This window comes from Melghirimyces algeriensis (assembly GCF_900182565.1).
Taxonomy (GTDB): domain Bacteria; phylum Bacillota; class Bacilli; order Thermoactinomycetales; family DSM-45169; genus Melghirimyces; species Melghirimyces algeriensis.
On sequence record NZ_FXTI01000009.1, the window covers coordinates 75,477 to 88,581 of the forward strand.

A 13,105-nucleotide genomic window follows, 5' to 3' on the forward strand; every position below is an offset into this window, starting at 1 on the left:
CGGGATATCCTACCGGCTAGAGGTGATTCAATGTGATTCGACGCCGAAATACTTCCTACAACGATTTAAAATCTGTGGAATCCCAGCGAAATGAACTCGTCCCGGAAGAATTTCCGGAAGGTCCCTATGGTGCCACCACCAATGAAGACGTATTAGGTAAAGAATCCCCTTGGCGGGCATCCCAGCATGCCTCCCCGCGTTTCACTTACGAAATGCGGGAATTTCATGAAGGCATTCCCCGACAAGTCCCCGGAAGCCATCCCACTCATGATGATCCAGATCGAGATGAGGAAGTAAACCAATAATGAAAAGCCAACACCGACGGTGTTGGCTTTTATCCTTGCTGGCGACGTTGTTTATGCTTTCCGTTTCGTGAATGAGAAGCCGTACTCGGTTTCAGACGTTCAAGCACAAAGTAAGCGCAACCAAAATTACAAAACTCATGAATGTATTCTTCCACATGTGCAATTCGAGTTTCGCGAGTGGCACGAGGATGGCGATCGGAGAAAAATCCTTTCAAACGTAATTGTCCATATCCCCAATCACCCACAATGTAATCATACTTATCCAGAACCTCACTGTATCGCTTACTGAATGCCTTGGGATTCCATCCATTTTTATGGTTGATCAGCACTTTATACGTTTTTCCCTGTATTTCATACGTTTCCATTGAAAACCCCTCAATACACCCCTCTTTTTCAATATCCCTCATCTTTCCTTAATCAATTCGCAACAAAGATTGGGAATCCTTCTTTTCCCAGAAGCAAACAAAGGATTTCATGGGTAACCTAAGGACCAGGAGGTGACGACATGAAGCGATTGCTTTTTCCCATTCTAGCCTTGTGTTTGGCCCTTTCAGCATGCGCACCTGCTGAAAGACCCAATGATGGTTACGATGAATCCCTATATCCGGACCCCCAGGGAGGGGCATATGATTATTTAACCAACAACGGGCGAAGGCCTCGTGGAGATCGCTACAACACCATTGGGTTCAGCCATCAGAAAGGAAATGAACTGTATAATGCTACCGATGGTGGTGCCGTTCCTGGACCTGATGTTTACATTAACCGAACAGCCCTCGCCCGGCAAATATCATTTTTATCCACAAAACTCCCCTCAGTAGATGACGCTACCGTCTTGGTAACCGATGACAAGGTTTTTATTGGAGTAAAGAATCATAACAAAAAAATCTTGGATGATACCCTTTATGAAGTTCGACGAACCGCTTGGAGTCTGACTCCACGATATTACCAAATTTATGTGACAAACGATGAAAACACCCGAAAAAAGTTGCTTCGGATTGGACGTCGGGTGGGAGGATCACAACAAAACATCCGTATGAACAAAGAAGAAATGGAAGACCTGACGGATCAAATGAATAAAGGATACCCCATGAAAAAGCATATTCCCAACAACCCTTCTCCCGGAACGGTCACCAATCAAAACGACTGATTTTACGAAAACAGCCTCCGATGATCGGGGGCTGTTTTTTCATTATTGGGCTTTGGCTCGTAACGATTTCGTCGCAGCCTCCACTTGTTCATGGGCATGGTAGGAACTTCGGACCAAAGGACCTGATTCCACATGATCGAATCCTCTTTTCAGTCCTTCTTCCTTGAGTTGAGCAAACTCCTCCGGTGTATAGTATTTTTCCAGTTTCAAATGTTTTTTGGTTGGCTGAAGATACTGGCCAATCGTCATAATATTACAATCCACTTGACGAAGGTCGTCCATGGTTTCCAGGATTTCACCCCATTCTTCTCCAACCCCAATCATCAAACTGGATTTGGTGGGGATTTCCGGTTGGAACTCTTTTGCACGCTTCAGAAGTTCCAGAGACCGTTCATATTTCGCTTTTGACCGGACACGATCAGAACGCCGACGAACAGTCTCCAGATTATGATTTAAAATATCCGGCCGGGCATCCATTACGGTTTTTAGGGCTTCCGGATTCCCTTGAAAATCGGGAATCAAAACCTCCACGCTCGTTAAAGGGTTCCGCTTTCGAATCGCTTTGATCGTCTCTGCGAAAATAGCGGCACCACCATCTTTTAAATCATCACGGGCAACAGATGTCACTACCGTATGTTTTAACATCATCTGTTCCACCGCCTCAGCCACCCGTTGTGGCTCCTGCCAGTCCAACTCCGTTGGCAGACCGGTTTTCACCGCACAAAAACGGCAGGCACGGGTGCAGATATCCCCTAAAATCATGAAGGTAGCTGTTCGATGAACCGCCCAGCACTCATGAATGTTTGGACATTTGGCTTCTTCACATACCGTGTGAAGTGTTTTGCCCCGCATCATCCGCTTGATTTCACGAAAGTTTTCATTGACTGTCAATTTGGTTTTAAGCCATTCCGGCTTGCGCTTGTATTCGTATGCCAAACCGCACCCTCCCCCTATGTAATAAATAGTAAAAGGTATAGAAAACCTTATTCTCTTAGCAAACCAATTGAAACAACTCTCACCGATAGTTTAACACAAAAGCAAAAGCTTCTTGCGATAAAGTAAGAAAAAAGAGATCGGATTACCCGGAAAATCTTCCCGGTTTTTCTTGTCATTATTTTCTAAAATGACTTTTTCCATCATGTTGCACACTAGTAACAGCAAAGAACCAAAGTGGTGTTGAGAAAATGGGAAAAAAAGTTCTCTCTCTTTTACTGGTGATAACCCTTTTGGGGCATATTTGTCCTGTTACTGAATTATATGCCAGCTCAGACAACCAATTTGAAGCGAAAAGACAGGCTCTTTTTGAAAAGGTGGAAGCACTTACCGGAGTCCCCTGGTATTTTATAGCCGCAATGGATCAATATGAACGGAATATCCAACAGGTTCGCAAGGATCTTGAAAAAAAAGATGGCCTGGTAGCCATATCCCTTCCACCAAAAATCTGGAGTGGAGTACCCAACCCTGACCCTTATGATACGGTTCCTGAATCCATCCAATTTTTTGGAGGAATCGGCCTGGATGGGAACAGAGATGGCAAAGCGGATATGCAGGAACCGCTTGATGTACTTTATACAATTACCCAGTATCTTTCCCGTCACGGATTAACCCGTGATGATCTGCGCATTGGCTTGTGGGAGTTTTATCAGCATTCCACAGCCGTAGATCTCATTACGCACTTTGCAGATATCTACGCTCATTTCGGAACGACACAATTAAATAAGAATCGGTTTATCATGCCACTTCAGTACAACTATACTTATCACAATACGTGGGGAGATCGGCGAGGATGGGGGGGACTCCGTATTCATGAAGGTACGGACATCTTTGCGGACTATGGTACTCCAGTAAGAAGTACCACTTACGGATATGTGGAGTTAAAAGGATGGAACCGTTATGGAGGATGGAGGATCGGTATTCGTGACTTAAAAAACAACTACCACTACTATGCACATCTAAGCCGCTACAACAAGAAAATCAAAAAAGGGGATATCGTAGAGCCCGGTCAGGTGATCGGCTATGTTGGCTCGTCTGGATATGGCCCCCCCGGTACATCAGGAAAATTTCCTCCACACCTTCATTATGGAATCTACAAATTTAATGGACGAACAACGTATTCTTTTGACCCGTACCCCTATTTAAAAGCTTGGGAACGAGCCGAATACAAATTAAACAAAAACAAAAAACGTAAAAAATAAAAGGCCCCAGATTTGGGACCTTTTATTTTTATGCTTTTCCTTTTTTTTCAGCTTTGTAAGCAATCAATAAGAAGTAAGCAAATCCTCCCCAAAGGGTGATCGCACCGACGAGAAACATTGCCCAGGCACCAGCCGTCATATTAAGCACCCTCCTTATCCCGAAGCGATTGATCAATGGTTTTCCACTCAATTCGTTGGAAAATAATTCCCGTAATCAATGCAGCGAGCAGAGCTCCCCATCCCATTCCCCAAATAGCGGATTGCGGGAATCCTCCATAAGGAGCCAGCCACTCTTCCCAGATATGAACGCCTGTAATAATGATCAACATCACTGGTGTCATATATTTGACACAGAAGATCCACCAGTTTCCGATGTGAACATCAGAGACTTCATTGATATGATTTTGCAAATCTCCAACTTTTCGAGTGAACCATGCCGTAACAAGGGTCATCAGAATCGTACCGAACAGAAGACCATACGTATTGACAAAGTGGTCTACCAGATCCAGATAGTTAATCCCACCTTTTGTCGCATAAAGAATACTGATTAAAAAGGAGATTCCACAGATCCAGTTGACAGCTGTGGTTCGGGCCAATCCCAGTTTATCCCGAACAGCGGAGACAACCGGTTCCACCAAAGAGACAATGGAGGTTAATCCGGCAATGACGAGAGTACCGAAAAATATCACTCCAAACAGAGAATTCAGCCAAGGAAGTTGACTGATAATTTTGGGGAATACAATAAATGCCAATCCGATTCCGCCACCCACAACCTCCTGCACGTCGACACCTGATTGAACAGCAAGAAAGCCAAGCGCCCCAAAAACTCCCAAGGCCGCCATAAATTCAAACCCCGAGTTTGCCAAGGCACAGATCAATCCGCTGTTGGCGAGGTCATCTGTTTTCTTCAGATAACTGGCATAGGTAATCATGGTTGCAAAGCCAACACTAAGAGAGAAGAAAACCTGTCCGTAAGCAGCCACCCAGACATTGGGGTCCATCAATGCACCGAAATCGGGAGTTAAAAGGGCATTCAATCCCGTTGTCGCCCCCTCAAGTGTTACTCCTCTCAAGGTGATAATCACCATCAGCACCAATAAAACAGGCATCACAATTCGCGTTAGCCGCTCAATCCCTTTGTGCGCCTGTTGACGCATAACAAAATAAATAAAGGCCCAAATGATAACCAATGGAATCACAACGCTTAGCTGCAATCCACCAAAGTCCCAAAACCCATTCGTTTGCGCGACACCCAGGTATTGATCCAGGAAAAACTTTTCCGTATCCTGCCCCCACTGAGTACCAACCGAATACCAAGTATAGCTCATCGCCCAAGCCAGAATAATCACATAATAACTTGAAATCAAAAAGGCAACGACGGCTTGCCACCATCCAAGCCATTCCCATTTTTTCGACAGTTTATGATAAGCAAGTGGAGCAGACCCTCGGTTTTTGTGTCCCATCGCATACTCTAACAATAGAAGAGGAATTCCTGCCGTCAGCAATGCAACAAAATAAGGAATCAAAAAAGCCCCGCCACCATGTTCGTAAACGGTATAGGGATAACGCCAAATGTTGCCCAAACCGATTGCTGAACCGACAGCAGCCAGTATAAATCCGGCTCGACTGGTCCATTGATCTCTTATCTGTGCCATTTCGTTCCCCCCTGATACTTAAATCCTTACCTCTACTATATTCGATTTTTTCTGAATAAATCCTCTTCTCTTACTATTTGATGCAAAATAAATAAAAATAAGTTCCATCCAAACACATCGTTATTTGTAGGATAACAAAAGTCAGAAAATTAATAGGATAACAGACACACTCTATTGCTTTCCCCCTTTACTGTAATTATATCATTGAATTTTAACTCAATTCCATTTAATTGTCCATTCTTTTCTTATAAAAATAAATGGTTTTATACCCATATTATTCAAAGTTGCCCGTTCGTGACGGGCAAACCTCTTACGTTTTATGGAGATATTCATTAAGTTTCTCCGGTTGCAGACCCTGAATCGCTTCTCCGTTCACAACCGTCACAGGAACTCCCAAAAAGCCCATTTCCTTCACTTCTTCCAAGTACTGCGGATTGGACCCACAATCTCTCACTTCAAATTCCACCCCATGATCACGAAGAAATCGTTTGACCAAATTACATTCCAAACAGTGGGGTTTAGAGTAGACAACCACGTTCATTTTTTCTCCTCCTCTATCTCAAAAAGTTGCAATTACATTCTAATCGACTGCATGATCATCTATCCAGGAATTGCATTCATTACCGTTTCAGGTCCATTCTTTGTAACTGTCCATTTGCCACATCGTGCGGGGAATTTTGTCTGCTTCGGACCGAACCCAGCCCTAGTGGGCACTAACACGGTTCGGTCCTTACAGACTCCATTGAGTAAACGATACAACGATGAAACTCGCCAAGAATCCCTATTAAACTCCAGTCAAGCGATAAGGATCACTTTTTGCCCAGATAATGCTCGATTCCCTTGGCACAAACCGTTAAGTCTATGAAAAGGAGTTGGAACAAAACGTCATTCTCAGGAACCCCTTTGTTCAATAGGAATTGCTGATAATGCTCTTTCAGTCTGATCTCTATTCCTTTCGCTCCTTCTCCTGCCTTTATTGCCTGCTCACCCATTTCCATAAAGGTATCCAATTCTTTTGTCACTTGATCATATACAACACCGGGCTTATCTGACATACCAAAATGTCCAAAGAAAATCCGCTCAACATCCCATTTTTGAAAACGGGAGATGGAAGCTTTCATCGCTTCCGGATCAAACTGATTGGGTGAAGTGGAAGGAAGATAAAAAGGGAATCCAAACACCTTTGACCGAATGTAATTTACCCCAGCGGTATCTCCTGTAAACAATCCACGACTGATTGGATCATAAATACTGAAATGGTGAGCCGCATGTCCAGGAGAATCCAAAAATGTCAATGTCCGTTCCGGACCAATCGCTAGCGTTTCTTCATCCTTTTTGATCCGTATGCGATCTTCAGGAACCGGAAGAACCGGATCAAAAAGAGAATCAAATTGATCCCCATACACCATTCGGGCTCCCCGAATCAACCGCGATGGATCGGCTAGATGGCGTGCCCCCCTGGGGTGCACAACCACCTGCGCGTTTGGACATTTTTCCAGAAGTAATCCCACACCCCCCGCATGATCCAGATGGATATGGGTAACAATGATATTTCGCACATCTTCCGGTCGATGTCCCAAATCTTCCAATCCCTTCAATAGATAGGGAATGGAGATGCTGGGACCGGTCTCCACCAGTGTCAACTCTTCTGCTTCCAGCACATATATCCCTGTTCTCTCCGGCAGTTTCAAATCATATCCATCAATCATCCGGATGTGATTTCCCCAGTCATACAAGTGAGACGACATCATGTTCTCCGCCCTCCTCCCTGATGCTTCTTTCATCATAACGGATTCATCTCAGAATCGAAAACAATGGTTTATTGTTTCATCCTAGGGTCCAAAACATCCCGAAGGCCATCCCCCAGGAGATTAAAGCCGAGAACGGTCAACATAATGGCAAGACCGGGAAAGATCATCGTCCATGGAGCCGACTGAAAAAAACCTCTGGAATCCGACAGCATTTTTCCCCATTCCGGGTCCGGCGGTTGAGCCCCCATACCGATAAAGCCAAGGGCAGCCGCTTCCAATACCGCCGTAGCAAATCCCAGTGTACCCTGAACCATAATCGGAGTCCATGAATTTGGCAAAATATGGTGAAACAAAATCCGGGTATCTTTCATGCCGATCGCTTGTGCCGCCAATACAAAATCCTCTTGCTTCACAGCCAAAACCCGTGAACGCATCAAACGACCAAACGTGGGGATGTTAATGATGGCTATGGCATACATCGCATTCTCCAAACTGGGTCCCAACATTGCCACAATCGCAATAGCCAGAAGAATAGCCGGGAATGCCAAGAGGATATCAAAGCTCCGGGAAATAAGCGTATCACGCCACCCACCATAATAACCAGCGATTAATCCAAGAACCGAACCGATCACAATCGACCCGGTAATGGCAAAAAATCCAACCCAAAGGGAAATACGGGCTCCGTATACCACACGGGCAAAGATATCTCGACCAAAGTCATCCGTTCCAAACCAGTGTTCAGCTGACGGAGGCTGTAACCTGGCATCCGCATCAATCTGATTGTATCCAAAAGGAAGAAGCAATGGGGCGATGAATGCAATCAGAATGAGGAATAAAATAATTCCTCCGCCGATCATTGCGGAACGATGATGTAACAAAGCCCGCATGGTTTCACGAAAAGGAGATTCCACCTTCTCTTGGTTCAGCTCTGTCACAGAATGTCGCTCTGTCAGGACGGGTTCATTCATGGGTTCTCACTCCTTCCCGTATTGAATCCGCGGATCAATCCAGGCATACAGAAGATCAACAATCAAATTGATGAGCACAAAGATCGTTGCCACCACCAAAATTCCGGACTGAACCACGGCATAGTCCCTGGCATGAATGGCATCGTAAAGATATCGACCCACGCCAGGCCAACTGAAGATTGTCTCGGTCAGAATCGCTCCACCCAACAATAGACCCATCTGAAGGCCAAAAACAGTCACAATAGGAATGAGAGCATTTTTTAAGGCATGTTTATAGATGATCAAAAGTTCTCCAACCCCTTTGGCACGGGCTGTTCGTATATAATCAGAACGGAGTACCTCCAGCATACTGGAACGGGTCATTCGGGCAATGATTGCCATGGGAATGGTTCCTAAGGCAACAGCAGGAAGGACCATATGTTTCAGTGCATCTTGCAAAACAACAAAATCCCCCTGGATGAGAGCATCCAAAAAATAAAAGTGCGTTACAGGCTCAAAAAACAACCGTGAATCGAGACGTCCTGACGAGGGAAACCAAGCCAATTCCTGAGCAAATATCCATTGTTCCATCAATCCAAGCCAAAAGACCGGCATGGATACCCCGATCAAAGCAATCACCATAGACAGATAGTCTACAGAAGAATTTTGCCGCCACGCTGAAAAGATTCCCAGGTTCACTCCAAAAAAAACAGCGATTACCATAGCAAACAAAGCCAGCTCAAAAGTGGCCGCCAAATAAGGAATAATCTCTTCCGATACAGGCTGACCTGTTTGGATGGAGGTTCCCAAATCCCCCTGAAGCAAATTCTTGATATAATTGAAATATTGAATATACAAAGGATCATTTAACCCCATTTTCTCTTCCAACTGATGCAGCGCTTCCGGACTTGCCCGCTCTCCCAATAAAGCCTTGGCAGGGCTTCCTGGAATGGCATGTACAATGAAAAAAGTGATGACCGACATACCGATCAAAACCGGGATCAGCATCAATATTCTCCGGATTGTATAAGCAATCACATTTTCACCAACCTTTCGATCCCTGTGTCAATTCTTAGGGTCCGTGTGAAAAAGGCGGCATTGCCCAGTGCAACACCGCCCTTTGGAATTTACTTTTGGATGTCGACTTCCGCAAGACTTTCCGTTCCTTTGGGATGGGGAACATATCCTTTTACATAGGACTGTCCAGCCAGCGGCGGGGTCGCATACACCAACGGAACCCAGGGGGCGTCTTCATGGATGATTTCCTGCGCCTTTTGATAATACTCTGTGCGTTTGGATTGATCTGTTTCCTTTTGTGCTTCAATCAAAATATCATGTAATTTGTCACTTTTATAAAAAGAAATATTTTGGGCCGGGATTTTGGTGTTGTCTTTATCTAACAACACATACAGGAAGTTATCCGGATCACCATTGTCTCCAGTCCATCCGAGAAGAGCCATTTCATGCTTACCTTCTTGAGTATCCTCCAAATAACTTTGCCATTCCGGGCTGACGATCTTCGTCTTGATTCCAATCTTTTTCAAGTCGGCCTGAATATACTCCGCAATCTTTCTTCCGTCAGGCATATAGGGACGCGGTTCCGGCATGGCATAGAATTCCACTTCAAATCCGTCTTCATATCCGGCTTCTTTTAAGAGTTTTTTCGCTTTATCCAAATCATACTCATACTCCTCAACCTTGTCGTTGTATCCCCACAGAGAGGGTGGCATTGGATTTTTGGCCGGTTCTGCCAAGTTGGCATAAAAGCTTTTAATCAACCCTTTTTTGTTGACAGCATGGTTGATCGCCTGCCGCACCTTTTTCTTATGAAAAGGCTTCTTCTCCATGTTAAAAGCTAAGTAGCCGACATTATTGGGAGGACGCTTATACAGTTGCAGTTGTTTATTCTTTTCCACCCTTTTCGCATCGTCCGGATTTAATCCATCCATGACATCAATATCTCCGGATTGAAGAGCTGTCAGCCGGGCTGAATTGTCAGGGATCGATTTAAAAATGACCCGATCCAATTTTGGCAACCCTTTCTTCCAATAATCGTTGTTTTTCTCAAGGGTAATGGAATCATTCTTTTTCCAGCTCTTAAACTTAAAAGGCCCGGTACCGACTGGATGTTCTGCAAATTTACTGGGGTCCTTTTTTACCGCTTTGGGAGAGGCGATCGCAAAGGGGGACATCGCCAGATTTTGCAAAAAAGGACCTTGCGGTTTTTTCAGTGTAAACTCAACGGTGTACTCATCCACCGCCTTGACACTTTCAATAACATGCCCTTTGTCCCCTTTATACCCGCCAAACATGGAACCATAGTAGATAAAGTCATCTTTCTTGCTGCCAAGATGTTCACGATTCATCCACCGTTGGAAGTTGAAGACAACCGCTTCAGCATTAAATTTGGTACCATCATGAAACTTCACATCATCCCGCAGCTTGAATGTCCATTTTTTTCCGTCTTCGGAATTTTTCCACTCGGTGGCCAATCCCTCTGTCACATTCATGCTATCTTTTTCATACTGAACCAACGTCTCCATAATATTTCCAGTCACTCGAAAGGATTCTCCATCTGTAACCAGTGCAGGGTCCAGCTTGGGAGAATCCGCACCTCGTCCATAAATCAATGTTTTTCCCTGTCCTCCTGCGCTGTTTCCCCCGCATCCGGCCAGAACTGTGGATAAAACAAACAGAAGTCCAATGATTAGAAAAGCCGATTTGCGAAACTTCATCTGTCAGTTTGCCCCCTTCATCTTAATTTTGATGGTTCACCATCACCACTGCCCTTCCGTCAACACCTCCTTCACAAAATCTCATTTTTCCAGCAGATGACAGGCAACATAATGCTCTTCCCCATAGTCCTTAAATTCCGGTCGCACCTCTTGGCAAATATCCATTACATGGGGACACCGGGTGTGAAAAGCGCACCCTTTGGGAGGATTACTGGGAGTTGGAACATCTCCACTCAAAATGATTCGCTCCCGAACCGAATCCGGGTCCGGAACGGGAACCGCACTCAGCAACGCTTGAGTATAGGGGTGCAAAGGTTGATCATATAGTGAATCCCGATTGGCCAGTTCAACCATTCTCCCCAAATACATCACACCCACACGATCACTGATATGGCGAACAACACTAAGGTCATGGGCAATAAAAACATAGGTTAAATCAAATGTATGCTGCAAATCTTCCAATAAGTTCAACACTTGCGATTGAATCGAAACATCCAGCGCCGATACAGGCTCATCCGCAACAATCAATTTGGGACGAACCGCCAGGGCTCGTGCAATCCCAATCCGTTGCCGTTGCCCCCCACTGAACTGGTGAGGATATCTGCCGGCATGAGAGACGTCAAGGCCGACGACTTGCAGAAGTTCCATCACCTGTTCCTTTCTCTCAGATGCATGACCGATGCCATGTACTTTTAGTGGTTCTTCGATGATTTCAAAGGCCGTTTTTCTCGGATTCAGAGAAGCAAAAGGGTCCTGAAAAACCATTTGAAGTTCCCGACGCATGCGACGCATCGCTTCTTTTTTCAGTCGGGTGAGTTCATTCCCCTCAAACTCCACATTCCCTGATGTAGGCTCCTCTAGGCGAAGAATCGCCCGACCGGTAGTTGATTTTCCACATCCACTCTCTCCCACAATTCCCAGGGTTTCTCCCTTGTTAACAGAGAAAGAAACATCATCTACCGCCTTGACTTCTCCTACTTTTCTACCAAAAACCCCACCGCGGATCGGAAAGTATTTTTTTAGATTTCTTACTTCAAGTAGTGACTGTGATTGGGTCACGATCCGCATCCCCCTTTTTTTCGTCATGCAGCCAACATCTGCTGAAATGGCTCTTCCCCAGATCCAGCAAATCCGGTTTCTGTGTCATACAGATATCTTTTGCAAATTCACACCGCGGAGAAAAACGACATCCTTCAGGCATTTTTCTGGGATCAGGAACATTTCCGGGAATGGAATACAACCGGTCAAAACGTTTATCCAATTGAGGGATTGACTTTAAAAGACCCTGGGTGTAGGGATGCCGGGGATCTTGAAATAAGGTCTTAACATCCGCTTTTTCCACTACTTCACCGGCATACATCACCACCACACGATCACACATCTCCGCCACAACACCCAAATCGTGGGTAATCATCAAAATGGCGGTTCCCGTTTCCTCATTGAGCCGCCTCATTAAGTCCAGAATCTGGGCCTGTATCGTCACATCCAGTGCTGTCGTCGGTTCATCCGCAATCAGGAGCTTGGGGCGACAGACCATCGCCATCGCGATCATCACCCGTTGCCTCATTCCACCGGACAATTGATGGGGATATTCACCAAGGATCCCTTTACGTGAGATTCCCACTTCTTTTAGAGCCTCGCCAGCCCGTTTTTTTGCCTCTTTCTTGCTGATTTTCTGATGCTTTTGAAGCGCTTCCACAATTTGATCACCGATTGTAAATACCGGGTTCAAAGAAGTCATCGGCTCCTGAAAGATCATTGAGATATCATTTCCGCGAATCCTTTGCCATTCTCTCTGACGAAGGTGGGTCAGATCCTTCCCTGTCAGCCGTATACTCCCTCCTTCCACTTTTCCTGGCGGCTGAGGAACCAAGCCCATCACTGAAAGAGATGTAACGCTTTTTCCACAACCGGATTCTCCGACCAGACCAACCACTTCCCCTTCATGAACCGTTAAGTCCACACCGTCAACAGCCTTCACGACCCCTTTTTCCGTGTGAAAGTACATTCTAAATTCAGAAATATCAAGTAACGGTTCAGCCATGAAGACACCTCATTCATCAAAAAGTATAAATAAGTCATTCACTTGCAAAATAATTAAATACATGACTATTTTTCATATTCGATGAAAAGGGGACAATTCCTTCTCCTAGCTATTAATAAAAGAAAAATTTCAGACCCATCTATCCGCTCCATTTTTTAAAATAACCAAACTGATCAAGATGTTTTTTACAAACTTATACGAAGGAAATCGAGGGGCAAAAAAAGTCCCGTTAAATTTTTGCTTACGTTTTTTGAAAGAAACTAAACATACATTAGTAAATATGACTGACTGGATACAACCGTACCTTTTCAGTAGCTGTCCGTTCT

The 13,105-nt window shown here is 44.9% G+C and carries 14 protein-coding genes; 3 read left to right on the top strand and 11 right to left on the bottom strand.

What is annotated here, in order from left to right; genetic code table 11:
* Nucleotides 1-32 precede the first annotated feature (32 nt).
* The gene (locus tag FN782_RS12925) at nucleotides 33-305 is read left to right on the top strand and encodes a hypothetical protein (protein WP_142506224.1); all 273 of its coding nucleotides are present in this window, start codon (nucleotides 33-35) and stop codon (nucleotides 303-305) included.
* A 29-nt stretch (nucleotides 306-334) separates the two neighbouring features.
* On the opposite strand, the gene FN782_RS12930 is transcribed toward FN782_RS12925, so the two are convergent.
* Nucleotides 335-670: a YutD family protein gene (locus FN782_RS12930; protein WP_142506225.1), complete on the bottom strand. Its 336-nt coding sequence runs from the start codon at nucleotides 668-670 to the stop codon at nucleotides 335-337.
* A gap of 140 nt (nucleotides 671-810) precedes the next feature.
* Between FN782_RS12930 and FN782_RS12935 the strand changes: the two genes are divergently transcribed.
* Nucleotides 811-1,452, top strand: coding sequence for a YhcN/YlaJ family sporulation lipoprotein (locus FN782_RS12935; RefSeq protein ID WP_142506226.1), 642 nt, complete (start codon nucleotides 811-813; stop codon nucleotides 1,450-1,452).
* Nucleotides 1,453-1,494: 42 nt separating this feature from the next.
* Here FN782_RS12935 and lipA read toward each other — a convergent pair whose 3' ends face one another.
* A complete protein-coding gene (gene lipA, locus FN782_RS12940; protein WP_142506227.1) occupies nucleotides 1,495-2,388 on the bottom strand; it encodes a lipoyl synthase in 894 nt (297 codons plus the stop codon).
* A gap of 248 nt (nucleotides 2,389-2,636) precedes the next feature.
* Here lipA and FN782_RS12945 point away from each other — a divergent pair, with 248 nt between their 5' ends.
* A complete protein-coding gene (locus FN782_RS12945; protein WP_142506228.1) occupies nucleotides 2,637-3,647 on the top strand; it encodes a M23 family metallopeptidase in 1,011 nt (336 codons plus the stop codon).
* A gap of 28 nt (nucleotides 3,648-3,675) precedes the next feature.
* Here FN782_RS12945 and FN782_RS12950 read toward each other — a convergent pair whose 3' ends face one another.
* The 9 genes from FN782_RS12950 to FN782_RS12990 all read right to left on the bottom strand — a co-directional run bounded on the left by FN782_RS12950 (nucleotide 3,676) and on the right by FN782_RS12990 (nucleotide 12,779).
* Nucleotides 3,676-3,786 carry a MetS family NSS transporter small subunit gene (locus FN782_RS12950; protein ID WP_142506229.1) on the bottom strand — a complete coding sequence of 37 codons (111 nt, stop codon included), beginning with the start codon at nucleotides 3,784-3,786 and terminating at the stop codon, nucleotides 3,676-3,678.
* A gap of 1 nt (nucleotide 3,787) precedes the next feature.
* The gene (locus FN782_RS12955) at nucleotides 3,788-5,302 is read right to left on the bottom strand and encodes a sodium-dependent transporter (RefSeq protein ID WP_142506230.1); all 1,515 of its coding nucleotides are present in this window, start codon (nucleotides 5,300-5,302) and stop codon (nucleotides 3,788-3,790) included.
* A gap of 310 nt (nucleotides 5,303-5,612) precedes the next feature.
* Entirely contained in the window at nucleotides 5,613-5,843 is a 231-nt protein-coding gene (locus tag FN782_RS12960) for a glutaredoxin family protein (RefSeq protein WP_142506231.1), read from the bottom strand.
* Nucleotides 5,844-6,111: 268 nt separating this feature from the next.
* Nucleotides 6,112-7,053, bottom strand: a complete 942-nt coding sequence (locus FN782_RS12965) for an MBL fold metallo-hydrolase (RefSeq protein ID WP_142506232.1) — start codon at nucleotides 7,051-7,053, stop codon at nucleotides 6,112-6,114.
* A 68-nt stretch (nucleotides 7,054-7,121) separates the two neighbouring features.
* Nucleotides 7,122-8,021, bottom strand: a complete 900-nt coding sequence (locus FN782_RS12970) for an ABC transporter permease (RefSeq protein WP_142506233.1) — start codon at nucleotides 8,019-8,021, stop codon at nucleotides 7,122-7,124.
* Nucleotides 8,022-8,027: 6 nt separating this feature from the next.
* On the bottom strand, nucleotides 8,028-9,038 hold the full coding sequence (locus tag FN782_RS12975) for an ABC transporter permease (RefSeq protein ID WP_185956288.1): 1,011 nt from the start codon (nucleotides 9,036-9,038) through the stop codon (nucleotides 8,028-8,030).
* 89 nt (nucleotides 9,039-9,127) lie between these two features.
* Nucleotides 9,128-10,735 (bottom strand): ABC transporter substrate-binding protein, encoded by a 1,608-nt coding sequence (locus FN782_RS12980; RefSeq protein ID WP_142506234.1) that lies wholly within the window; start codon nucleotides 10,733-10,735, stop codon nucleotides 9,128-9,130.
* A gap of 81 nt (nucleotides 10,736-10,816) precedes the next feature.
* On the bottom strand, nucleotides 10,817-11,803 hold the full coding sequence (locus tag FN782_RS12985) for an ABC transporter ATP-binding protein (RefSeq protein ID WP_142506235.1): 987 nt from the start codon (nucleotides 11,801-11,803) through the stop codon (nucleotides 10,817-10,819).
* On the bottom strand, nucleotides 11,769-12,779 hold the full coding sequence (locus FN782_RS12990; protein WP_142506236.1) for an ABC transporter ATP-binding protein: 1,011 nt from the start codon (nucleotides 12,777-12,779) through the stop codon (nucleotides 11,769-11,771). Before FN782_RS12990 ends, FN782_RS12985 begins: the two co-directional genes overlap by 35 nt.
* Nucleotides 12,780-13,105: the final 326 nt, after the last annotated feature.